The organism is Mesorhizobium sp. B2-7-1 (assembly GCF_006440735.1).
In the GTDB taxonomy this organism is placed as follows: Bacteria; Pseudomonadota; Alphaproteobacteria; order Rhizobiales; family Rhizobiaceae; genus Mesorhizobium.
The window spans coordinates 14195-37705 of record NZ_VFUA01000053.1; the positions used below are offsets into that span (position 1 = coordinate 14195).

General features: G+C 65.1%; 21 protein-coding genes. 17 read left to right on the forward strand and 4 right to left on the reverse strand.

Annotated elements, in window-relative coordinates; translation table 11 throughout:
* Positions 1 to 4 precede the first annotated feature (4 nt).
* Both FJ471_RS19705 and FJ471_RS19710 read left to right on the forward strand, forming a co-directional pair.
* Positions 5 to 841: an ABC transporter ATP-binding protein gene (locus tag FJ471_RS19705; RefSeq protein WP_140805986.1), complete on the forward strand. Its 837-nt coding sequence runs from the start codon at positions 5 to 7 to the stop codon at positions 839 to 841.
* The gene (locus tag FJ471_RS19710) at positions 838 to 1584 is read left to right on the forward strand and encodes an ABC transporter ATP-binding protein (RefSeq protein ID WP_140805988.1); all 747 of its coding nucleotides are present in this window, start codon (positions 838 to 840) and stop codon (positions 1582 to 1584) included. The genes FJ471_RS19705 and FJ471_RS19710 overlap by 4 nt, the downstream gene beginning before the upstream one ends.
* A 201-nt stretch (positions 1585 to 1785) precedes the next feature.
* Here FJ471_RS19710 and FJ471_RS19715 read toward each other — a convergent pair whose 3' ends face one another.
* Genes FJ471_RS19715 through FJ471_RS19725 form a run of 3 tightly spaced genes read right to left on the reverse strand, consistent with a single transcriptional unit; the run spans position 1786 to position 7066 of the window.
* Positions 1786 to 4860, reverse strand: coding sequence for an efflux RND transporter permease subunit (locus tag FJ471_RS19715; RefSeq protein WP_140805990.1), 3075 nt, complete (start codon positions 4858 to 4860; stop codon positions 1786 to 1788).
* Positions 4860 to 5933 (reverse strand): efflux RND transporter periplasmic adaptor subunit, encoded by a 1074-nt coding sequence (locus FJ471_RS19720; RefSeq protein WP_140805992.1) that lies wholly within the window; start codon positions 5931 to 5933, stop codon positions 4860 to 4862. The genes FJ471_RS19715 and FJ471_RS19720 overlap by 1 nt, the downstream gene beginning before the upstream one ends.
* Entirely contained in the window at positions 5930 to 7066 is a 1137-nt protein-coding gene (locus FJ471_RS19725; RefSeq protein ID WP_140805994.1) for an efflux RND transporter periplasmic adaptor subunit, read from the reverse strand. The genes FJ471_RS19720 and FJ471_RS19725 overlap by 4 nt, the downstream gene beginning before the upstream one ends.
* Before the next feature lie 311 nt (positions 7067 to 7377).
* On the opposite strand from FJ471_RS19725, the gene FJ471_RS19730 reads away from it, so the two are divergent.
* Complete coding sequence (locus FJ471_RS19730) at positions 7378 to 8655, forward strand: 4-aminobutyrate--2-oxoglutarate transaminase (RefSeq protein WP_140805996.1); 1278 nt, start codon at positions 7378 to 7380, stop codon at positions 8653 to 8655.
* A gap of 159 nt (positions 8656 to 8814) precedes the next feature.
* Here FJ471_RS19730 and FJ471_RS19735 read toward each other — a convergent pair whose 3' ends face one another.
* The gene (locus FJ471_RS19735; RefSeq protein ID WP_140805998.1) at positions 8815 to 10068 is read right to left on the reverse strand and encodes an FAD-dependent oxidoreductase; all 1254 of its coding nucleotides are present in this window, start codon (positions 10066 to 10068) and stop codon (positions 8815 to 8817) included.
* Positions 10069 to 10489: 421 nt separating this feature from the next.
* Here FJ471_RS19735 and FJ471_RS19740 point away from each other — a divergent pair, with 421 nt between their 5' ends.
* The 14 genes from FJ471_RS19740 (at position 10490) to FJ471_RS19805 (ending at position 23498) form a co-directional block, all read left to right on the forward strand.
* Positions 10490 to 11779: an imelysin family protein gene (locus FJ471_RS19740; protein ID WP_140806000.1), complete on the forward strand. Its 1290-nt coding sequence runs from the start codon at positions 10490 to 10492 to the stop codon at positions 11777 to 11779.
* A gap of 61 nt (positions 11780 to 11840) precedes the next feature.
* Entirely contained in the window at positions 11841 to 12152 is a 312-nt protein-coding gene (locus tag FJ471_RS19745; RefSeq protein WP_140806043.1) for a (2Fe-2S)-binding protein, read from the forward strand.
* Positions 12118 to 12603 (forward strand): bacterioferritin, encoded by a 486-nt coding sequence (bfr, locus tag FJ471_RS19750; protein ID WP_140806002.1) that lies wholly within the window; start codon positions 12118 to 12120, stop codon positions 12601 to 12603. Before FJ471_RS19745 ends, bfr begins: the two co-directional genes overlap by 35 nt.
* A 12-nt stretch (positions 12604 to 12615) precedes the next feature.
* Positions 12616 to 14220 (forward strand): di-heme oxidoredictase family protein, encoded by a 1605-nt coding sequence (locus tag FJ471_RS19755; protein WP_140806004.1) that lies wholly within the window; start codon positions 12616 to 12618, stop codon positions 14218 to 14220.
* Positions 14220 to 15296 carry an imelysin family protein gene (locus tag FJ471_RS19760; protein ID WP_140806006.1) on the forward strand — a complete coding sequence of 359 codons (1077 nt, stop codon included), beginning with the start codon at positions 14220 to 14222 and terminating at the stop codon, positions 15294 to 15296. The genes FJ471_RS19755 and FJ471_RS19760 overlap by 1 nt, the downstream gene beginning before the upstream one ends.
* Positions 15297 to 15299: 3 nt before the next feature.
* Positions 15300 to 16415 (forward strand): DUF1513 domain-containing protein, encoded by a 1116-nt coding sequence (locus tag FJ471_RS19765; protein ID WP_140806008.1) that lies wholly within the window; start codon positions 15300 to 15302, stop codon positions 16413 to 16415.
* 240 nt (positions 16416 to 16655) lie between these two features.
* On the forward strand, positions 16656 to 17339 hold the full coding sequence (gene tsaB, locus FJ471_RS19770) for a tRNA (adenosine(37)-N6)-threonylcarbamoyltransferase complex dimerization subunit type 1 TsaB (protein WP_140806010.1): 684 nt from the start codon (positions 16656 to 16658) through the stop codon (positions 17337 to 17339).
* On the forward strand, positions 17339 to 17833 hold the full coding sequence (gene rimI, locus FJ471_RS19775; RefSeq protein WP_140806013.1) for a ribosomal protein S18-alanine N-acetyltransferase: 495 nt from the start codon (positions 17339 to 17341) through the stop codon (positions 17831 to 17833). Before tsaB ends, rimI begins: the two co-directional genes overlap by 1 nt.
* A 146-nt stretch (positions 17834 to 17979) precedes the next feature.
* Positions 17980 to 18780 carry a lysophospholipid acyltransferase family protein gene (locus tag FJ471_RS19780; protein ID WP_140806015.1) on the forward strand — a complete coding sequence of 267 codons (801 nt, stop codon included), beginning with the start codon at positions 17980 to 17982 and terminating at the stop codon, positions 18778 to 18780.
* A gap of 73 nt (positions 18781 to 18853) precedes the next feature.
* Positions 18854 to 20263, forward strand: a complete 1410-nt coding sequence (gene miaB / locus FJ471_RS19785) for a tRNA (N6-isopentenyl adenosine(37)-C2)-methylthiotransferase MiaB (RefSeq protein WP_140806017.1) — start codon at positions 18854 to 18856, stop codon at positions 20261 to 20263.
* A gap of 85 nt (positions 20264 to 20348) precedes the next feature.
* Complete coding sequence (locus FJ471_RS19790) at positions 20349 to 21341, forward strand: PhoH family protein (RefSeq protein ID WP_224666572.1); 993 nt, start codon at positions 20349 to 20351, stop codon at positions 21339 to 21341.
* 11 nt (positions 21342 to 21352) lie between these two features.
* A complete protein-coding gene (gene ybeY / locus FJ471_RS19795; protein ID WP_140806021.1) occupies positions 21353 to 21850 on the forward strand; it encodes an rRNA maturation RNase YbeY in 498 nt (165 codons plus the stop codon).
* Between the two features lie 27 nt (positions 21851 to 21877).
* Positions 21878 to 22954: a hemolysin family protein gene (locus FJ471_RS19800; RefSeq protein ID WP_140806023.1), complete on the forward strand. Its 1077-nt coding sequence runs from the start codon at positions 21878 to 21880 to the stop codon at positions 22952 to 22954.
* Positions 22955 to 23180: 226 nt separating this feature from the next.
* The gene (locus FJ471_RS19805) at positions 23181 to 23498 is read left to right on the forward strand and encodes a VOC family protein (RefSeq protein ID WP_348643354.1); all 318 of its coding nucleotides are present in this window, start codon (positions 23181 to 23183) and stop codon (positions 23496 to 23498) included.
* Positions 23499 to 23511 lie beyond the last annotated feature (13 nt).

Here is a 23511-nt window from a genome sequence, read left to right on the forward strand (position 1 = left end):
ACCAATGAGCGACACGCTCCTCGACGTGGACGACCTGCGCGTCACCTTCCCGACCCGCACCGGCCTTGTACACGCGGTGCGCGGCGTCTCCTTCTCGCTCGGTCGCGAGCGTCTCGGCATCGTCGGCGAGAGCGGCTCCGGCAAATCGCAGACCGGCCGCGCCATCATGGGGCTGACGCCGCCGCAGGCCGAGGTATCGGCCAGGAAGCTCGCCTTCGACGGCATAGATCTGCTGTCGATATCGCCCCGCCAGCGACGCGCGTTGCGGGGGAACCGCATCGCCATGATCCTGCAGGATCCGAAATATTCGCTCGATCCGGTGATGACTATCGGCCGCCAGATCGTCGAGACGCTGCGCACGCATGAAAAGGTCTCCAAGGCCGAGGCTCGCAAGCGCGCTTTGGCCATGCTGCAGGCGGTGCAGATCCGCGATCCGGCCCGTGTCTTCGACCTTTACCCACACGAGGTCTCGGGCGGCATGGGCCAGCGCGCCATGATCGCCATGATGCTGGTCACCGGGCCCGAGCTGATGATCGCCGACGAGCCGACATCGGCGCTCGACGTCACCGTGCAGCTCGACGTGCTCAAGATCCTCGACAAGCTCGTCGCCGAGCGTGGCATGGGCTTGATCTTTATCTCGCACGACCTGCGCCTGGTTTCGTCCTTCTGCGACCGCGTCGTCGTCATGTATGCCGGCAAGGTCGTCGAGCAGATCAAGGCTTCCGAACTGCGCGATGCGCAGCACCCCTACACGCGCGGCCTGCTCAACTGCATGCCGAGGATCGGCTTCGAGCGCCACCCGCTGCCGGTGCTCGACCGCAAGCCGGAGTGGGCGGAATGACGGCTTCCATCACTGTCGAAGGGTTGGAAGTGGTCTTCGACCGTTTCCGCGCGCTGAAGGGCGTCAGCCTCGACGTGCGGGAAGGCGAATCCTACGGCCTTGTCGGCGAAAGCGGCTCCGGCAAGTCGACGCTGCTGAGGACCATCACCGGCCTTGCGCCTGTCGCTTCGGGCACCATCACCGTCAACGGCAAGACCCTTGGCAAGACCCGCGACAAGGCCTTTTACCGCGATGTGCAGATGGTGTTCCAGGACCCCTACGGCTCGTTGCATCCGCGCCAGACGCTCGACCGCCTGCTGCAGGAGCCGCTTGCGATCCATGGCATTGCCGACGGCGAGAAGCGCATCGAGCGCGCGCTGGACGAGGTCGGCCTCGGCAAGGGCTTCCGCTTCCGCTACGCGCACCAGCTCTCCGGCGGCCAGCGCCAGCGCGTCGCCATTGCGCGCGCGCTGATCCTCGAACCTTCGGTCCTTCTGCTCGACGAGCCGACCTCGGCGCTCGACGCCTCGGTGCAGGCGGAGGTGCTGAACCTGCTGGAAGAGGTGCGCCGCCGCCGCAAGCTCACCTTCCTGATGGTCAGCCACGACCTCGCCATCATTACCCATATGTGCGAGCGGCTGATGGTGATGCAGAACGGCGAGGCGGTGGAAACGCTGACCGCGAGCCAGCTGATCGGCCACCGCGTCAGTGAGGACTATACGCGCAATCTGCTCAGGGCGAGCGAGGGGTTTGTCAGGGTGTAGGTCCGTAGGTTGCGTTCCGTCGCCGCATCCCCCTCTGTCCTGCCGGACATCTCCCCCGCAAGGGGGGGAGATCAGCAGTTCTTGCGCCTCGCTCTATCCTGCAGCATTGGTGATTGGCGAAACCCGCCGAGCGCTCAATCTCCCCCCTTGCGGGGGATGGCCGGCAGGGCCAGAGAGGGGTGTGAAGGATCGCGACGTTGATTACGTTGCTGCCGCTCCGCCGTCCTGCCCCTCCTTCGGCTCCTTCACCCTGAACCAAGTCACGTAAAGCGCCGGCAGGAACAGCAGGGTGATCGCCGTGCCGGCGATGATGCCGCCCATCATGGCGTAGGCCATCGGTCCCCAGAACACTTCGCGCGCGATCGGGATCAGGGCCAGGCTGGCGGCCGCGGCGGTCAGCGCGATCGGCCGCATGCGATGCTCGGTCGCCTCGATCACCGCCGCCCAGCGGTCCTTGCCTTCGGCGACGAGGTCCTCGATCTGCACGATCAGGATGACCGAGTTGCGGATCAGGATGCCGATCAGCGCCAGCACGCCGAGAATGGCGACGAAACCCAGCGGCGCGCCGCTGGGCACAAGCGCCGCCACCACGCCGATCAGGCCGAGCGGCGCCACCGCCACCACCAGGAACAGGCGCTGGAAGCTCTGCAACTGCACCATCAGGATGGTCGCCATGATGAACAGCATCAGCGGCACCACGGCCGCGATCGGCCCCTGGCTCTTGGCGCTTTCCTCGACGGAGCCCGCCGTCTCGACCGAATAGCCGGGCGGCAGCTTGGCGATAAAGGCTTCGACCGACGGCTCCAGCTCGGTGACGACGGTGGCCGGCAGTACGTCGCCGACCAGCCCGGCGCGCACGGTGATCGTCGGCGTCCGGTTGCGGCGCCACACGGTCGGCTGCTCGAGGTCGTAGCGGAAGTTGGCGACCGCGGCGAGCGGGATCGCTTCGCCGTTTCCGGTCGGCAGCTGCATGTTCTGCAGCGTCTCGATCGAGCCGCGCTCGGCTTCGCGCGATCGCGCCACGACATTGATGAGATATGTCGCGTCGCGCACCTGCGTGATCGTCGAGCCGCCCACCGTGCTGTTCAGCGCGCTGGCGATGTCGGACGAGGTGATGCCGAGCTGGCGCGCCTTGTCCTGCAGCACGTCGACCCTCAACACGCGCTGCGGCTCGTTCCAGTCGAAGGTCGGCGCGGCAAGCTTCGGATTGGCCGAGATCACGCCGGCAAACTGCTGCGCGAGTTCCCGCACCGTTTGGATGTCGGGACCGCCGACGCGGTACTGCACTGGACGCCCGACCGGTGGCCCGAGCTCGAGCGGCTTGACGAAGGCATCGGTGCCGACAAACTCCGCGCGCAGCAGCTTCTCCAGCGCCGGTTTCACCCGGTTGCGTGCCTCGATGCTCTTGGTGACGATCACCGTCTGGCCGAAATAGGGATTGGCCGGCTGCACGTCATAGGCCAGCACGAAGCGCACCGCGCCCTGGCCGATATAGGAGGAGAAGTGGTCGATGTCGGGATTGCCGACCAGCGCGCGCTGCTCGAAGCGCTCCATCTGGTCGCGCGTCTCGGTGATCGAGGAGTTTTGCGGCAGGTTCCAGTCGACGATCAGCTCCGGCCGATCGGAAGGCGGGAAGAACTGCTGCTGCACAAGCCCGAAGCCGGCGATCGAAGCCGCGAACAGAAGCACCGTCACGATGATCGTCAGCCAATGGCGGCGCACCGAGAAGACGAGCACGCGCCTGAACAGCGAGGTGAAGCGGCCAGGCTGGTCGTGATGCTTGGCCTTCATCGTCGCCGGCAGGATGGTGACGCCGAGCAGCGGCGCAAACAGCACCGCCACGATCCATGACACAAGCAAGGACACCGCGATGACGACGAAGAGCGTGAAGGTGTATTCGCCGGCGGCGCTCGAATTGAGGCCGATCGGGATGAAGCCGGCGACCGTCACCAGCGTGCCGGTCAGCATCGGGAAGGCGGTCGACGTGTACACATAAGTCGCCGCCTTGCGCAGATTGTCACCCACCTCCAGCCGCGCCACCATCATCTCGACCGCGATCATCGCGTCGTCGACCAACAGCCCGAGCGCGATGATCAGCGCGCCGAGCGAAATGCGCTGCAGCGATATCCCGAGATATTCCATGACGGTGAAGGTGATCGCGAGCACCAGGGGTATCGACAGCGCGACCACGAAGCCGGCGCGCAGCCCGAGGCTGATGAAGGAGACGGCGAGCACGATGGCGACGGCTTCGAACAGCGCCCGCGTGAAGCCGGACACCGCCTCCTCGACGATGACCGGCTGGTCGGCGACCAGATGCACGCCGACGCCGACCGGCAAATCGGCCAGCACCTTCTGCATCTCCTCGTGCAGCGCCTCGCCGAATTTCAGCAGATTGGCGTTGGGCTTCATGCCGATGGCGAGCCCGATCGCGCCCTGGCCGTTGAAGCGGAACAGGGCAGTCGGTGGGTCGACATAGCCGCGCCGGATCGTCGCCACGTCGCTCAGCCGGAAGAAGCGGTCGTTGACGCGCAGGTTGATGGCCCGCAGGCTCTCCTCGGAGGTGAACTGGCCGCCGACGCGCACGCTGATGCGCTCCGGCCCGGATTGGATGACGCCGGACGGCGTGATCGCGTTCTGCGCCTGCAGGCTGGCGACGATCGCCTGCTGGTTGAGGCCGAGCGCCGCGATCTGGCGGGTCGAGAATTCGAGGTAGATGGCCTCGTCCTGCGCCCCGACCAGATCGACCTTGCCGGCATTCGGCACGGTCAGGATCCTGGTGCGGACGTCCTCGACATAGTCGCGCAATTGGCGCGGCGTCAGCCCGTCGGCGGTGAAGGCATAGATGTTGCCGTAGACGTCGCCGAAACGGTCGTTGAAGAACGGCCCCTGCACGCCCTGCGGGAACTGCGCCTTGATGTCGTTGACCATGTTGCGCACCTGAAGCCAGTTCGGCACGACGTCGCGCGCCTTGGTGGTGTCCTTCAGGTTGACGAAGATGACGGTCTGGCCGGCGGTGGTGACGGAGCGGGTGAAGTCGAGGCTGTCGAGCTCCTCGAGCTTCTTCTCGATGCGGTCGGTCACCTGCTGCACCGTTTCCTTGACCGAGGCTCCGGGCCAGTTGGCCTGGATGATCATGGTCTTGATGGTGAAGGCAGGGTCTTCCTCGCGGCCGAGGTTGAGATAGGAGAAGATGCCGGCCACCACGAAGACCAGCATGAAATACCAGACCAGCGAACGGTGGCCGAGCGCCCAGTCGGAGAGATTGAAGCCCTTCATCAGACCCCTCCCTCCGGTACTTTGACCTTTTGGCCTTCGCTCAGGCTGTGCACGCCCGCGGTGACGACGCGCATGCCGGCCTCGAGCCCTTCCGCCACCGTGAAGCTGCCGCCGCCCTTCGAGGCGACCTTGATCTCGCGCGTGCTCACGCTGGAGGATCGCGGATCGACGATCCAGACTTTCTCCGAGCCGTCCTTTTCGAGCAGCGCCGATATCGGCAGTTCGATTGTCGGCGCGACTTTGGTCATGCGCGTCGCCGTGATCGTCGAGCCGAGCCGGAAAGCCGTCGGCGGATTGACCAGCGTCAGCTTGACGCGCCGTGTGCGGGTTGTGCCTTCCGACTGCGGCGCGATCTCGCGCAGCTTGGCGTCCGCCTTGATGCTCGGCACCGACTGCAGAACGATCTCGAAGGGCATGCCGACGGTGAGGTCGCCGACCAGCTGGTCGGGGATGTCGACCACCGCCTCGCGCGGGTCGGTGCGCGCCACGGTGACGACGGTCTGCCCGGCCGAAACGGTCTGGCCGACTTCGGCGCCGGTAGCGGTGACGACGCCGTCGAAATCGGAAAACAGCCGGGCGTAGCCGAGCTGCTCCTGCGACTTGGCCAAAGCGGCATTGGCGCGCTCCACGCCGGCTTCCGCCGCCTGCCGCGCTTGCTTCGCGGCATCGAAAGTGGCTTGCGAGGTGTTGGCCGAGGCAAGCAGCTGCCGCTGGCGATCCTCGCTGGCGGCGGCGTTGGTGAACTGCGCCTGCGCGTTCGACAGATCGGCTTTCGATGCCTGGACGGCAAGCTCCAGCGCCGTCGGGTCGAGCGCCGCGATGGTCGTGCCCTTGGTGACGAGGTCACCGACCTTGACGTCGCGCGAGACGACGCGGCCGAGCAGGCGGAAGGCAAGGTCGGCGCTGAATTGCGGCTCGACCGAACCGGCGAAGCCGAAGGTCTCGACTGTCTTCGGTTCGATCATCACCGACAGCACCGGCCGGATGATCTCCGGCGGCTTCTCTTCCGAGCGCGAGCAGGCGGCAAGCGCTGCAAGGACGAGCAGGGGAGCGATGCGCGGCAATCGGCTCATTGGTTCGCCCCCGCCACCTCGATCCTCTGTCCGGGACTGAGCAACTGTCCGCCGGCGGTGACGACGCTCTGGCCTTCCTGCAAACCCTTGTCGACGACGACGATACCGGAATCGAAGGCGAGCACGTCGACCGGCGCCGTCGCCACCGCCTTGCTCGACGGGTCGACGATCCAGACGGCGGGCTTGCCCGCCGTCGAGGTCAGCGCCTGCCAGGGCAAAAGGATGGCTTTCACCGACCTGGCGCTGACCGTGCCGATCACGGCCGCGCCCAGCGGCATGCCGGCGGGCGTGTCGGGGATGCCGACCTTGACCCGGATCGATCCCGACTGGGTATCGACCGCCGGCGAGATTTCGCGCACCTTGCCCACAGCCCTGATCTGTGGGTCCGACAGCAGCGTGATCGTCACCGCGGGCGAGGGCGGCGTCTGGGCAACCAGCGTTTCATGCACGTTGAAGACCGCGTCGCGGTCGCCGTCCTCGGCGATGGTGAACACGGTCTGCGCCGCCTGCACCACCTGCCCGGCCTCGACCTGGCGCGCGGTGATGACGCCGGCGGCGCCCGCCTTGAGCTCGGTATAGGAAAGGTTTTCCTTGGCGTTGGCTAAGGCGCTCTGCGCCGCGTCGACGCTGCCTTGCGACACTTTCAGCGTCTGGTTGGCGGTGTCGAATTCCCGTCTCGTCGTGAAACCCTGCGAAAGCAGCGTCTTTTGCCGCTGGTAGGTGGCCGCGGCCTGGGTCAGCTGCGCCTGCGCCGCGTCGAGATCGGCCTGGGCCGAACGCAGGTCGGATTCCTGTTCCTGCGGGTCGATGCGGGCAAGCACCGCGCCCTGGTCGACATGCTGGCCGACATCGACCAGACGTTCGGCGACCCGGCCGCCGACGCGGAACGACAGATTGTTGAGCGTGCGTGCCGCGATCACCCCGGTCAGCGAGGTCCGTGGCGCGTAGTTGGCGAGCACGACCGTCTGCGTCGTCACCACCACCGGCAATTTCTTTTCCGCCGCCTGCTGCTTCTGGCAGCCGGCCGCCGAAAGCGCCGCGCCGGCACAAGCCAGCAGCAGCAAGGTTTTTGCACGAACAAGCAGGCGGAGCGGCGAAGACGGCAAGGCGGACGATGTCGCGTTCCTGCTCATGGGTTCCCCTCAACCCGTGGGAGCCGCTCCTGACGGCGGCACGTCGCGGATGAAACGAGATTAATCGATCGGCGGGAAAAGGAAACCATTTCCGAGGCATGCATCGCCGGGCTGGTTAAGATCGTTTCTTTCTGTCTGACGCAATTCCGCACGGACCGCGCCACACTTTCCTGGAATTGCTTCTAGGCAGGCCCAACTGACGGGACCATGTGCCGACTTGAGCAAAACGTGAAATAAGGCCAGAAGGGATTTCAACGGCATCAACGAGAACGGGCCCAATCTCGATGAGGGATGACCCGATGAGGGACGAGATGAAGAATTCAGCCATTTCCGAACGCAAGAACCAGTCGATCTCGCGCGGCGTCGGCATGACGACGCAGATCTACGCCGATCGCGCCGAGAATTCGGAAATCTGGGATGTCGAAGGCCGCCGCTATATCGACTTTTCGTCGGGCATCGCCGTGGTCAACACCGGCCATCGCCACCCGAAGGTGATCGAGGCCGTCAAGGCGCAGCTCGACCGCTTCACCCACACCTGCCACCAGGTCGTGCCCTATGAGAGCTACGTGCATCTCGCCGAGCGGCTGAACGGCATGCTGCCCGGCAAGTTCGACAAGAAGACCATCTTCGTCACCACCGGCGCCGAGGCGGTCGAGAACGCCATAAAGGTCGCCCGCAACGCCACCGGCCGCCAGGCGGTCATCGCCTTTTCCGGCGGCTTCCATGGCCGTACCTTCATGGGCATGGCGCTGACCGGCAAGGTCGTGCCCTACAAGGTCGGCTTCGGCGCCATGCCGGGCGATGTCTTCCACGCGCCTTTCCCGGTCGCGCTGCACGGCGTCTCGGCCGCGGATTCGCTGGCCGCGCTCGACAAGCTGTTCAAGGCCGATGTCGATCCGGCCAGAGTCGCCGCCATCATCGTCGAGCCGGTGCAGGGCGAGGGCGGCTTCTACGAGGCGCCGCGCGATTTCATGGCAGCCCTTCGCAAGATCTGCGACCAGCATGGCATCCTGCTCGTCGCCGACGAGGTGCAGACCGGCTTTGCCCGCACCGGCAAGATGTTCGCCATGGATCATCATGACGTGGCGCCCGACCTCACCACCATGGCCAAGAGCCTTGCCGGCGGCTTCCCGCTGTCGGCCGTCACCGGCCGCGCCGAGATCATGGACGCGCCCGGCCCCGGCGGTCTCGGCGGCACCTATGGCGGCAGCCCGATCGGCGTCGCCGCGGCGCACGCCGTGCTCGACGTCATCGACGAGGAAAAGCTCTGCGACCGCGCCAATGCGCTCGGCGCCAGGCTGAAGCAGCGGCTTGAATCGATCCGCGACGACGTCCCGGAGATCGTCGACATCCGCGGCCCGGGCTTCATGAACGCGGTCGAGTTCAACGACGTGAAGAAGGGCCTGCCGTCGGCCGAATTCGCCAACGCGGTCAGGCTGAAGGCGCTGGACAAGGGCCTCATCCTGCTCACCTGCGGCGTCTACGGCAACGTCATCCGCTTCCTGTCGCCGATCACCATCCAGGACGGCGTCATGACCGAGGCGCTGGATATACTGGAAACCTCGATCCGCGACGCACGGGTGGCTTAATCGAAGTTGTCAGAGTGTCGGCTTCAACTATCCTTGGGCGTTTTCCCTTCATCGAAAATGCCTGGATGTCGCGCGAGCCATGCAGGATGCGCTCAACGCGCACATTGTTGCCCTCGACGGTACTCCCGAGCGTTGTTATCATCATACTGGATTGAACAATCAGCTCGCCGCCCGGGTCGGTTCGTCCTGACTGAAGGCCGCGAGCGCCGCCTTCAGTGCATCCGGCCCGCCCGCCACCGTTTGCGGCGTCGGCGAGAAGCCGGCGCCGAGCATCTTGCGGCCGAGCATATGGTCGGCCGGGCGGTTGACGGATTCGATGCCGAGCAGCCGGTCGCCGGCATAGTGGTAGATCGAGAACCTGTTGTCGGCGAGATCGCCGAGCACAACGTGGCTGTCCCCGCCTTGCGTCAGTCCCACCATCTGCAGCTTCATGTCGCCGATATCCGACCAGAACCATGGCACCGCTGAGAACGGTTCGACATGGCCGAGGATGGTGCGCGCGGCAAGCCGCGCTTGGTCGGTGGCGTTCTGCACCGATTCCAGCCGCACGTCGCCGCCTGTGAACCAGTGGCGATAGGCGGCGGCGTCGCCGATGGCGAGGATTTCGGGAACAGAGCTCCGCATATGCTGGTCGACGCGGATGCCGTTGCCGGTGGCCAGGCCGGCGGCTTCGGCCAGTTCGACATTGGGCACCACGCCGATGCCGATGATCACCATTTGCGCCGGCAGGCGCTCGCCGCCGGAGGTGATCGCGGCCGAGACGCGGCCGCCTTCGCCCTCGAGCCGGGCGACGGTGGTGCCGGTCAGGATGCGCACGCCGGTCGCCTCCAGGCGCTGGCGCACATGGGAAGCGATCACCGGCGCCACGGCGCGGCCAAGCAGCCGGTCGACCGCCTCGACGACGGTGACGTTGCGGCCCGCGGCTCTCAGTGTCGCCGCGATCTCTAGGCCGATGAAGCCGCCGCCGAGAATGACCACGTCCTCGGTTTGCGCGCTGAGCTCGCGGATCAGGCGCGCATCGGCCAGCGAGCGCAGCGAGACCACGCCGGCAAGGCCGGCGCCGTCGAGCTTGAGCAGGCGCGGCCGCGAGCCGGTCGCGAGGATCAGCCGGTCGAAGCGGAGCGTCCCACCGCCTGCGACATTCAACTGGCTCGCGCGGGCATCGATGCGCTCGATGCGAACGCCCGGCCGGTAATCGATGGTGTTGCCGGTGTAGAACGCTTCGCCGCGCAAGGGCTGCGGCTTAGCCTCGGCATCCTTGATGAAGGTCTTGGACAGCGGCGGCTTGTGATAGGGCAGTTCCTTCTCATCGCCGATCAGGACGACAGGACCTTCATAGCCCTCTTCGCGCAGGCTGGCTGCGGCCTGCACGCCGGCATGGCCGGCACCGACAATCACAACCCCGTTCGTCATCGCAATCCTTTTACTCAGCAAATCTAGGCTCTTGCGCCAGGTGGCGATTGTCTTCCACCGCCGCAAGGGTAGGCGTCCGGGTCGCACCCAGAACGGCCGCCTGTCAATCCTGTCTCCCGGTCGGGCGATCGTCTTAAAGTTGATAATCCTAGTTTAGAATAGTTCTAAACTATTGTTTCAATTGAATTTTTTCTGCAGCGCCAGTTGACTCCCGGCCTCGCCATCGCTTTATGGAGAGCTGCGCGCAAAGCGCATCCCTTTGATGTCTGGGCCTTGAACCCTTTCGATTGGAGGCAAGTGGGTGTCTTTTTATCGCGAACCGCGCATCGGCGCGGCCACCATTTTTCCCGGCATGCTCATGCCTCGGCGCGGGTGGACACATGCGCCTATTGTTGAGTTTCCAAAGAACTGGAGAAGGATAATGACGGCACGTAACGGCGGCAGGCTGGCTGCGATCTGCGCCACGGCTGCACTGACGGCGGCGGTTTTCGTGTTGCCGGCGAAGGCCGAGACCGACGCGAAGGCGGTGATCAAGACCTATGCCGACATCGCTCTGGCCAAATACGAGGATTCGCTGACCACGGCGCAGGCGCTGGACAAGGCGGTGGACACGCTCGTCGCCAGCCCCTCGGCCGACACGTTGAACGCTGCCCGCGAAGCCTGGAAGGCGGCGCGCATTCCTTACCAGCAGACCGAAGTCTACCGCTTCGGCAACAAGATCGTCGACGACTGGGAAGGCAAGGTGAATTCCTGGCCGCTGGATGAGGGCCTGATCGACTATGTCGCCAAGAGCTACGGCACCGAGTCGGACGAAAACGCGCTCTATACGGCCAACGTCATCGCCAACAAGGAAATCGAGATCAACGGCAAGAAGGTCGACGCCTCGAAGCTGACGCCGGAATTCCTCTCCGGCACGCTGCAGGAGGCCGGCGGCGTCGAAGCCAATGTCGCGACCGGCTATCACGCCATCGAATTCCTGCTCTGGGGCCAGGACCTGCACGGCACCGGCCCGGGCGCCGGCGAGCGGCCCTACACGGACTACGACCTCAAGAACTGCACGGGCGGCAATTGCGACCGTCGCGCCGAATATCTGAAGTCGGCGAGCGACCTTCTGGTGTCCGACCTGCAGGAGATGGTCGGCAACTGGAAGGAGGACGGCGCAGCGCGCAAGAACCTCACCGACGGCGACGCGAATGCCGGCATCTCCACCGTCTTCACCGGCATGGGCTCGCTTTCCTATGGCGAGCTGGCCGGCGAGCGCATGAAGCTCGGCCTTTTGCTGCACGATCCGGAAGAAGAGCACGACTGCTTCTCCGACAACACCTATATCTCGCATCTCTATGACGCGGTCGGCATCCGCGACGCCTACCACGCCAGCTACAAGCGGCTCGACGGCTCGGTGATTTCGGGTCCATCGGTGTCCGAGATGGTGAAGGCGGCCGATCCGGCGATCGACAAGGAGCTGTCGGGCAAGCTCGACACCACCGTCGCCAAGATGGAGGCCATCCAGGCGCGCGCGCTGGCCGGCGAGGCCTATGACCAGCAGATCGCCGAGGGCAACGCGCAAGGCAACGCCACCGTGCAGGCGGCGATCGATGCCCTGATCGACCAGACCAAGTCGATCGAGCGCGCCGTCGGCTCGCTCAAGCTGAACCAGATCGCCTTCGAGGGCTCCGACAGCCTCGACGCCCCCGACAAGGTGTTCAAGTAGGACTGGACGCACCCACCAGCCAAGCGGCGCCGTGGCCGGCGCCATTAGCCAGAGCAAGTCAATGCTGATCTGCCAATGCAACATCATCACCGAGAAGGAGATCGAGCGGACGATCGTCGGCCTGCTGGACGAGGATCCCTGGCAGCTGATCGTGCCCGCGAAGGTCTATCACGCGATGCGCAAGCGCGGTCGCTGTTGCGGCTGTTTCCCAAATGTGGTGGAAACGATCATTCGGGTCACCGAGAACTACCACGCCCGCTCAGAGGTGGGCGGCGTGGACATCGTTTCACACCTGGATCGCGTGAGAGGTTTGCGCGGCCAATACGGGAGCAGAACCCATGAAAGGCGAACCGCTGGTCATCGAGCGGCTTAATGAAGCTCTGTTTCTGGAGCTTGGAGCCGTCAACCAGTACTGGGTGCATTATCGTCTGCTCGAGGATTGGGGCTACACCAAGCTGGCAAAGAAGGAGCGGGCGGAATCGATCGAGGAAATGCATCACGCCGACCGGCTGATCGCCCGCATCATCTTCCTCGAAGGCCATCCGAACCTGCAGTCCGTCGCGCCGTTGCGCATCGGCCAGAACGTCAAGGAAGTGCTCGAATCCGATCTTGCCGGCGAATATGACGCGCGCACCGCCTACAAGCGCTCGCGCGAGATCTGCCACGACGCAGGCGACTTCGTTTCGATGAAGCTGTTCGAGGACCTCTTGACCGACGAGGAAGGCCATATCGACTTCCTGGAAACGCAGATCGACCTGCTTGCCTCGATCGGCGAGGAAAAATACGGCCTGCTCAACGCCGACTCGGCCAACGAGGCGGAGTAAGGACATGCGGGAATGCGGCGCCCCGTAGGTCATTTTTCGCGCCGCGCGCGGCGGGCCGCAATCGACGGCCTGCCGCCTCAGAAGACCCCGCGACACCGGATCGGCAGCGGGGCGTCGCTTTTGCTGGCGATCATGCTTTCCGTTCCCGCCATGGCCGGTGAGCCAGCCGCTACGCCGACGAGCCGCACCGACCTGACGCCGAAGGACCAGGCGCGGGTTCTGGCCGTCACCAGGCCAACGACCGACTTCACCAAGCCCGAGCCGTTCGAGCTGATGCAGGGCGGCGCTGGCACGTCGCGCAAGGACGTCAACCGCGACGCCTTCTCGCAATCTTCCGCCAACATCACTTTCGAGGAAGAGGGCAATTTCAAGCTCGGCAATGCGCTCTTCCGCAAGAACTGGGTGTCGTCGCCGTCTTCGACCCAGGCTTCGGACGGGCTCGGACCGTTGTTCAACGAGCGCGCCTGCCAGAACTGCCATCTCAAGGGCGGTCGCGGACGTCCGCCGGAAGGCGATGCCGGATCGACGTCGATGTTCCTCCGGCTCGCGCGCGATGCCGGCAGCGCTGAGGAAAAGGCCGCGCTTGCCGACCACAAGGGGCTGAACTTTCCCGATCCGGTCTATGGCGCGCAACTGCAGGATCTTGCGGTCCCCGGCCTCAAGGGCGAGGGCCGCATGCGTATCGAGTATTCCGAGGAAAAGGTCGCGCTTGGCGATGGCGCGGTGGTTTCGCTGCGCAAGCCGCGCTATTTCGTCGAAAGTCTCGGCTACGGCCCGCTCGATCCGCGCACCACGCTCTCGCCGCGCCTGACGCCGCCGATGATCGGGCTCGGCCTGATCGAGCAGATCGCGCCTGCCGATATTCTCGCCAATGCCGATCCGGACGATCGCAACAATGACGGCATTTCGGGCCGGCCCAACATCGTGCGCGACGAATTGAGCGGCGCGGTGACCTTGGGCCGCTTCGGCTGGAAGGCGCAGACCGCCTCGATCCGCCAGCAGGCGGCCGATGCCTTTGCCGGCGATATCGGCATCTCGACGCCGGAAATGCCGAAGCATTGGGGCGACTGCACCAAAGCGCAGGCGGATTGCCTTGCAATGCCGAACGGCGTGCAGCAACGCCTCGGCACGGCCGAGGCGCCGCCCCCGGTGATGGATCTGGTCACCTTCTATTCGCAGAATCTAGCCGTGCCGGCGCGGCGCGATCTCGATAGGCCTGACGTGCTTGCCGGCAAGAAGCAGTTCTACGAGATGGGCTGCATTGCCTGCCACACGCCGAAATTCGTCACCATGCGCGGCACGCCCAACAAGGCGCAGGCTTTCCAACTGATCTGGCCGTATTCCGACTTCCTGCTGCACGACATGGGCGAGGGCCTTGCCGACGGCCAACGTGTGGGCGAAGCGAGCGGCAGCGAGTGGCGCACCCCGCCGCTCTGGGGTATTGGGCTCACCGCGACAGTCAACGGCAATGCTTTCTACTTGCACGACGGTCGCGCCCGCACGCTTGCCGAGGCGATCCTGTGGCATGGCGGCGAGGGTCAAAAGGCGCGTGACCGCTTTGCCGGCGCCGCCGTGGCCGATCGTGACGCGCTGATCAAATTCCTGGAGTCGCTCTGATGTCGAAACGCTTGGCCGCCTTCGCCCTTCCGCTTTTCTTGGCCACCTCCCTGCCGGCATGGGCCGCGGTGAAGGCCTCCGACGTCATCGGCCGCGCGATCGACGGGTTCGTCCGCCCGGCCTATTCCAGTCTCGACGAGCATGCGGCGAGCCTGACCCAGGCGATGCACCAGCTTTGCGAAACGCCGTCCGAAAAGAATCTCGAAGCGGCGCGTTCGGCGTTTTCCGGCACGGTCGAGGCCTGGTCGGTGGTCGAGATCATTGCCTTCGGGCCGATCAAGGAGAACAACCGGCTGGAGCGCATGCTCTATTGGCCGGACCGCAAGAGCATCGGTTTGAGGCAAGTGCAGGCGATCCTCGCGTCCAAGGACCCGTCCGCCACCAATCCGGCGCAACTGGCGCAAAAGAGCGTCGCCATGCAGGGCCTGGGCGCCCTTGAATATGTGCTCTACGGCGATGGCGTCGAAACCCTTGCCGGGAAAGACGATCCCTATCGCTGCGCCTACGGCATGGCTGTCGCCGGCAACGTCGAAACGATGGCTGGCGACGTGCGCGACGCCCGGCAAAAGCCCGACGGCTTTGCCTCGCTCTGGGCCAATCCGGGGCCGAAGAACCCGCTCTACCGCGACGGCAATGAAGCAGTGACGGAACTGGTCGGCGTCTTCATCAACGAGCTGGAAATGATCCGCGACGTGCGGCTCAAGGGCTTCCTCGGCGCCAAGCCCGATGCCGACAAGCCGAAGCAGGCGATCTACTGGCGCTCGCAAAACACGACGGCTTCGCTCGCCGCAAACCTGTCCGGCATCGATCAACTGTTCCAGGCATCGCAGCTTGGCGATGCGCTGCCTGCCGATGCGCAATGGATGGCTGAGTCCATCCACATCCAGCTCACCAACGGCGTGACAACAGCGAAGTCCGTCTCCGGATCGATCGACAAGGCGCTTGCCGATCCGGCGCTGCGCGACAAGCTCGAGCATTTCGCGTTGATCACCTCGAGCCTGTCGACCTTAATCGGCACCAGGATGACCGCCGAGTTCGGTCTGACCGCGGGCTTCTCGTCGCTGGACGGAGATTGATCGATGGCCTGGACAGGCACAAGGCTCATCGACCGCCGCGATTTCCTGCGGGCAGCGGGCGCGGGCTTCGCAGCCGCCATGGCGCCGCGCGCCTGGGCCGACACGCTTGCCGCGGACGCCGTCTTTGCCACGGCCTTCGTCAAGCGCGACGGCGGGTTCGGCGCCGCCGTGCTCTCCGAGGTGGGGAAAATCCTGCACACGGTCGATCTGCCCGATCGCGGCCATGACGTCACTTTCGATCCGGTGTCGAAGCGCTCGGTGGTCTTTGCCCGCCAGCCCGGCACTTTCGCTGTCGTCTTCGACCATGCCGGCCGCGACAAGCCCTTGACCATCGCCAGCATCGCCGGCCGGCATTTCTTCGGCCATGGCGTGTTCTCGCCCGGCGGCGCCCTGCTCTATGCGACCGAGAACGACTTCGACAATGCCGCAGGTGTCGTGGGTGTCTATGACGCGCGGGCCAAATTCAATCGCATCGGCGAATTCCCGACCTACGGCATGGGCCCGCATGAGCTGCTCCTGCTTGGCGACGGCCGCACTTTAGCCATCGCCAATGGCGGCATCGAAACCCATCCCGACTATGGCCGCGCCGAGCTCAACATCGCGACGATGAAGCCGTCCTACACGCTGGTCGACCGCGTCACCGGCGACCTGATTGAAAAGCATGAATTGCCGCCGGCGCTGCATCAGCTGTCGATCCGCCACATGGACCTGGACCGGGCAGGAACGGTCTGGTTCGGTTGCCAGTATCGAGGACCCGGGACCGACCGCCCGGCATTGGTCGGCCGCGCCGCGCGTGGCAAGGAGCTCGAACTTCTGGAGATGCCGCAGGACGTGCTCTCCAGATTCCGCAACTACATCGGATCGGTCGCCGCCAATGCCGGCACCGGCACGGTCGCCGTCACCTCGCCGGAGGGCAATTCGCTGGCCGTCCTCGACGCCGCCAGCGGACGCGTGGTCGCGACCCGGTCGCTGATCGAGGTTTGCGGCCTTGCGCCCGATGGCGCGGGCTTCATGGCGACGACCGGCGCCGGCGAGATCGTCGGCGGCGCCGGCGCCACCCGTTCCGAGCCGGACTATGTCTGGGACAACCACATGCTGCGCATCGTCGCGACGGCGTGATCGCCGCGCCTAGAGCAATTCCAGGAAAAGTGTGAGCGGTTTTCCGTCCGGAATTGCGCCAAAACAAAGAGATAGAGCGGCTCGCCGTTTCTGTGAACGGTGAAACGCTCTAGAAGCAAAGCCGCTTAACATTTCTCCGCCCTGGCCCTTGCGGCGGCGGCCTATGCCGGGCAGAGGGAATTGTGTTTCGATCCAGTTCTTTAACCGGCCATATGAAGCTGCCCCTATGAAGCTGCTTGCATGAAGGTGCTTGCCATCGACTGTGCCGCTAATCTCTGCGCCGCCTGCGTCTATGACGCGGGTGCGGGGAAGGAACTTGGCCGTGAGGTGCGCGACCTCGGCAAGGGGCATGCGGAGCATCTGATGGCCGTCATCGAGGCGGCCCTGCAAGCTGGCGGCATCGGCTATCCGGGCCTCGACGCCGTCGCCGTCTCGATCGGACCCGGCTCCTTCACCGGCCTGCGCGTCGGCGTGTCGACCGCCCGCGGCCTGGCGCTGGCGCTGAAAATCCCGGCCATCGGCGTGACGACGCTGGAGGCCCTGGCGGCGGAAGGTGCGGCAACTTTTCCCGAGCGGGCGGTGCTTGCCGCGCTCGATGCCGGCCGCGAGGAAATCCACGCGGCGCTCTATGATAGAGCGTTAGTCGAAACTTACGGACCATCGGTGGTCACGCTTGCCGAGGCAGTCTCCATGGCCGTTGGCGCCGAAGCGGTCCTGGCGGGGACAGCCGCGCCGCAGATTGCCCAGGCGGTGGGTCGCGCCTTCGACACCGGTCCGGTTGCCGCCACGGCCGACATCGTGACCTATGCCAGGCTAGCTTCGGCCAGGGAACCGGGCGAGAAGCCGAAGCCGCTCTATCTGCGCGGCGCCGACGCCAAGCCGCAGGCGGGTTTCATTCTGCCAAGGCAGGACAAGGGAAACTGATGCGCATACCGTTCTTTCAGCCGCGCCGCAGGGACTATGCCTTGGAACCGCTGACAGTTGCCGACAGCAGCGCCGTTTCGGTGCTGCATCGCGAGGATTTCGTGCGGCCCTGGACCGATGGCGAGTTCGCAGCACTTCTCGAACAGGACACCGTGTTCGGCTATGCGGCGCGGGAAACCGGCCAGGGCTCCAAGCCGCCGGTCGGCTTCGTGCTGGCGCGGCTCGCGGCTGGCGAGGGCGAGATCCTGACCGTGGCCGTCGCCCGCACGCATCGCCGCCAGGGCCTTGGCTGGCAATTGATGGACGCGGTGCTGCGCGAGCTTCATGCGCAGCGCGCCGAGGCGCTCTTCCTCGAGGTCGACGAGACCAATGCGCCGGCGATCGCGCTTTACCGCAGGCTCGGCTTTCGCCAGGTCGGTCATCGGCCGAACTATTATCGCTCGACCGAGCACGGCCCGACCGGCGCGCTTGTCATGCGCCGCGATCTTCGCTAGCCAGTCCGCGCGACAGGGCATGATCCCGAAAAGTGGAAACCGGTTTTTGCTGCGCTGACCTCCGGTTCGGAAAAGATCGTGCCCCACAAAGAGTTAGATCAGGAGACGATTCAACGAAACGTCATCCTGATCTAGGGCCGGAGCGAATGATCAAGAAATTGCGGATTTTCCTGGCGCTCTTCTATGTCGTCGTCTGTTCTCTGGTGCTGGTGCCGCTGCAGATGCTGTCGATGAAGACGGGGTTGTGGCCCGAAACGTTCATCCTGAAAATCTGGCACAGCATGATCCTGAGGGCGCTGGGCATGCGGGTGCATGTGAAGGGCGCACTGGCCAAGGATCGCCCGCTTCTGGTGGCGGCCAACCACATTTCCTGGACCGACATCATGGTGCTCGGCTCCTTCGTCGACGTGAAATTCATCGCCAGGGCCGACCTGGAGGGCTGGCCGCTGATCGGCATGCTGTCCAAGCTGCAGCGCACAGTCTTCATCGAACGCGAGCGCAAGCGCACCTCCGGCGACCAGGCAAGCGAGATCGCCAAGAGGATGGCGAAAGGCGACGCCATGGTGCTGTTCGCCGAGGGCTCGACCGGCGACGGCAACCTCGTGCTGCCGTTCAAGAGCACGCTGTTCGGCGCGGCCTCCATGGCGATTTCGGAAGGCGCGGCGGAACAGGTCTTCATCCAGCCCGTGGCGATCGCCTATACGCGCCTGCACGGCATGCCCATGGGCCGCCGCCATCGGCCGATTACCGCCTGGATCGGCGACCAGGATCTGATGCCGCATCTCAAAACTTTGCTTGCCGAAGGGGCGATCGATGCGGAGGTGTATTTCGGCGAGCCGGTGCCGTTCTCCAAGGGTTCGAACCGCAAGGAGACGGCAAGGCTGATGGAAGCCAAGGTGCGCGAGATGATGCAGGCCATCCTCGCCGAGCCGGCCAAGAGCCGGTGAGTCCGGGCCGCACGACGCGCCACAAGGCAGAATCGTCTGTTTTTTGTCACGGAAAGGCGCTAGAAGCCGCTCGATGGAATTGAATACGATTGAAAGCCACGACATCGGCACCGCCGCCGAGCACTCGGCCGGCCCTGACCGGACAGTGAAAAAGGTCTTCGTCAAGACCTATGGCTGCCAGATGAACGTCTATGATTCCCAGCGCATGACCGATGCGCTGGCCGCCGATGGCTATGTCGCCACCGACGCCGTCGAAGACGCCGATCTCGTGCTGCTCAACACCTGCCATATCCGCGAAAAGGCGGCGGAAAAGGTCTATTCCGAGCTCGGCCGCATCCGCGATATGAAAGCCGAACGCGCCGGGGCCGGCCGCGAGCTCCTGATCGGTGTTGCCGGTTGCGTGGCGCAGGCCGAAGGCGCCGAAATCATCAGGCGCTCGCCGGCGGTCGATCTGGTCATCGGCCCGCAGACCTATCACCGGCTGCCCGACGTGCTGGCGCGGGTTCGCGGCGGCGAAAAGATCGTCGAGACCGAATACGCCGTCGAGGACAAGTTCGAGCATCTGCCGCAGCCCAAGCGCGCCGAGCTTGCCAGGCGTGGCGTCACCGCCTTCCTCACCGTGCAGGAAGGCTGCGACAAGTTCTGCACCTTCTGCGTGGTGCCTTACACGCGCGGCTCCGAGGTCTCGCGGCCGGTAGCGCAGATCGTCGCCGAGGCCGAGCGCCTGGCCGAGGCCGGCGTGCGCGAGGTGACGCTGCTCGGCCAGAACGTCAATGCCTGGCACGGCGTCGGCGAAAATGGCGAGGAATGGGGCCTCGGCCGCCTGCTGTATCGGCTTGCGGAAATCCCCGGCCTGGCGCGGCTGCGCTACACCACCAGCCATCCGCGCGACATGGACGACGAGTTGATCGCCGCGCATCGCGACCTGCCTGCCTTGATGCCCTATCTGCATCTGCCGGTGCAATCCGGCTCGGACCGCATCCTCAAGGCAATGAACCGCCGCCATACGGCGCGCGATTATCTGTCGCTCATCGAGCGCATCCGGTCTGCCCGAACCGACATCGCCATGTCCGGTGACTTCATCGTCGGCTTCCCCGGCGAGACGGACGAGGATTTCGAGGCGACGCTGAAGCTGGTGCGCGAGGTGAACTATGCCTCGGCCTTCTCGTTCAAATATTCGCCGCGCCCGGGCACGCCAGGCGCCGAAATGGACGACCATGTCTCGGAAGCGGTGAAGGACGAGCGGCTGCAGCGCCTGCAGGCATTGCTCCTGAAGCAGCAGCAGGATTTCGGCTCGAGTCTGGTCGGCAGGACAATCGGCATGCTGATCGAGAAGCCGGGCCGGCTGGCCGGCCAGAAAGTTGGCCGTTCGCCCTGGCTGCAGCCGGTTATTGTTGACGACAAGGCCGGTGGAATCGGTGACATTATCGACGTGCGAATCACGAAGACGGGCTTCAACAGCCTGTTCGCCGAACTGGCCTGATGGGGCCTCGGCAGATGAGGAGAGACGGTTGAGCGCTGCCGAACTGAAGAATCCGCCCCAGAACCAGGCGTCCGGGGCTTCCGACATGGCGCACATCGTACTGACCTTCGACAACAACAAGCTCGCCAGCGCCCTTTACGGTCAGTTCGATGAGAATTTGGCCCGGCTCGAGCAGAAGCTCGGCGTCGACATCCGCTCGCGCGGCAACCAGCTTACGATCAAGGGCTCGGCGGCGGCGGCCGAACAGGCGCGCCGTGCGCTGGATACGCTCTATGGCATCCTGCAGAAGGGCGTCGACATCGGCCAGTCGGACGTCGACGGCGCCGTGCGCATGGCGATTGCCGCCGACGACCAGCTGACGCTGCCGACGATGGAGCGCAAGGGCAAGGTCTCGGCCGCCCAGATCGCGACGCGCAAGAAGACGATCTATGCCCGCTCGCTCAACCAGGACGCCTATATGCGGGCGCTGGAGCGCTCCGAAATGGTGTTCGGCATCGGCCCCGCCGGCACCGGCAAGACCTATCTGGCGGTGGCGCATGCCGCGATGCTCTTGGAGCGCGGCATGGTCGAGCGCATCATCCTGTCGCGCCCGGCCGTCGAGGCAGGCGAACGGCTGGGCTTCCTGCCTGGCGATATGAAGGAGAAGGTCGATCCGTATCTGCGGCCACTTTACGACGCGCTTTACGACATGATGCCGGCCGACAAGGTCGAGCGGGCGATCGCCGCCGAAGTGATCGAGATCGCGCCGCTGGCCTTCATGCGCGGCCGCACTTTGGCCCATGCGGCGGTGATCCTCGACGAAGCGCAGAACACCACGCCGATGCAGATGAAGATGTTCTTGACCCGTCTCGGCGAGAACTCGCGCATGATCGTCACCGGCGATCCGACCCAGATCGACCTGCCGCCCAACACCAAGTCGGGGCTGGTCGAGGCGCTGCGCATCCTCGACGGCGTGCCTGGCATCGTCACGGTCCGCTTCAACGAAGGCGACGTGGTGCGCCACTCGCTGGTCGCCGAGATCGTCAAGGCCTATGACCGCGACGGCAAGCTGGCGCGAGGCTTGGGCGCCGAAAGCTGATCAAAGGCTCAATGGCTCCAAATCCGGAATTTGGCGGCGAGACGCCGGTCGATATCGATATTTTCGTCGAGGCCGGCGCTTGGCCCGTAGAAGCCGAACTGGCGCGCCTCGTCGATCGCGCCGTTGCGGCTGCCTTTGCCGAGACCGGCACGAGCGGCACCTCGGAGCTCAGCGTCGTCTTTTCCGACGATGCCCATATCCGGACGCTCAATGCCGAATGGCGCGGCAAGGACAAGCCCACCAATGTCCTGTCTTTCCCGGCTTTTTCCTTCCCGAAGGGCGGTCCGCTGCCGCCGATGCTGGGCGATATCGTGCTGGCTTGCGAGACCGTGGCGCGCGAGGCCGCTCTGGAAGACAAGCCGCTGGCGAACCATATCACCCATCTCGTGATCCATGGCCTGCTGCACCTTCTGGGCCATGATCACGAGACCGACGCCGAGGCGGAGGAGATGGAAGCGATCGAGCGCGCGGCGCTTGCGAGGCTTGCCATTCCCGATCCCTACGCGTAACAAAAAAGCTCAATTGACCCGATGGCGATGAACGACACACCAGAAACTGCCGCTCGTCCGGACGCCGGCAGTGCTGCCAAGCCTTCCGAAAAGACGGAAGAGGGCTCCAGTCCGAGTATTACCGCCGGCAGCGCGGCCGCAGAGCCGACGCATGCCGGTCCTTCCCTCTTCGACCGCGTGCTCGGCCTGTTCCGGCACCGCAACGGCACCAGCCTGCGCGAGGAAATTGCCGGCGCGCTCGCCGAAACGGCGACCGACGCGGAGTCCTTCTCGCCCGGCGAACGCGCCATGCTCAACAACATTCTGCGCCTGCGCGAAGTGCGGGTCGAGGATGTCATGGTGCCGCGCGCCGATATCGAGGCGGTCGAGATCAACACGACGCTCGGCGACCTGCTCGGCCTTTTCGAGCAGTCCGGCCATTCGCGCATGCCGGTCTATTCCGAGACGCTCGACGATCCGCGCGGCATGGTCCACATCCGCGACGTGCTCGCCCACATCACCAAACTCGCCCGGGTCAAGAAGGGCCGCGCCAGGGCGAAGGCGCCGGTGACGACGGCGCTCGACCTCGCGCAGGTCGATCTCGCGCGCACCATCGGCGATCTCAATCTGATCCGCGAGGTGCTGTTCGTGCCGCCCTCGATGCTGGCCTCCGACCTGATGGGCCGCATGCAGACGACGCGCACGCAGATGGCGCTGGTCATCGACGAATATGGCGGCACCGACGGCCTCGCCTCGCTGGAAGACATCGTCGAGATGGTGGTCGGCGACATCGAGGACGAGCATGACGACGACGAGCCGATGATCACCCAGACCGGTGACGGCGTCTTCGTCGTCGACGGCAAGGCCGAGATCGACGAGGTCGCCAAGATGATCGGCGAGGATTTCGCCGCCGGCGAGCATGGCGAATATGTCGACACCATCGGCGGCATGATCTTCAACACGCTCGGCCGCGTCCCGGCCAGGGGCGAAGTCGTGCAGGCCATTCCCGGCTTCGAGTTCCATGTGCTCGACGCCGACCCGCGCCGCGTCAAGCGCGTGCGCATCGTGCAGAGCCCGAAGGGCGAGCGCCAGCGCCGCCGCGCGGCCCGCACCGAACAGGCCTGATATCCCGCGGCAATTCCAGGAAAACTGCGTAGCGGTTTTCCGTCCGGAATTGCGCAGAGAAAACTTGGAGCCCAATGCCGATCGACGATCCGTTCAAGCACGCGGTCCTGGGTTCGGGGGTTTTCTACCGGGATCCACGCGCGGCTTTGGCCTTTCTGCAGGTGGCTTTCGGCTTCGAGCCGAGCATGCTGGTGAGTGACGCCGAGGTCGGCTTGTGCATGCCGAAATGCGCTTCGGCGACGGCTATATCATCGTCGATTCCGAATGGGCCGACCATGTCGCCAGTCCCGCCTCCGTCGGCGGCAGGAATACGCAATCGGTGTATATCCGTCTGCAGCAAGACCTCGACGCTCATTGCAACACGGCACGCATGGCGGGCGCGGAAATTCTGGAAGAGCCGACGGACCATTTCTATGGCGAGCGCCAATATCGCGCCCGTGACCCCGAAGGCCATGTCTGGACATTCACCCGCACCATGCGCGTGATTCCGAAGGACGAGGCCGAGCGACTGAGCGGCCTGCGCATCAAGGGCTGGCACAGATAGCAAAACCGTGTAT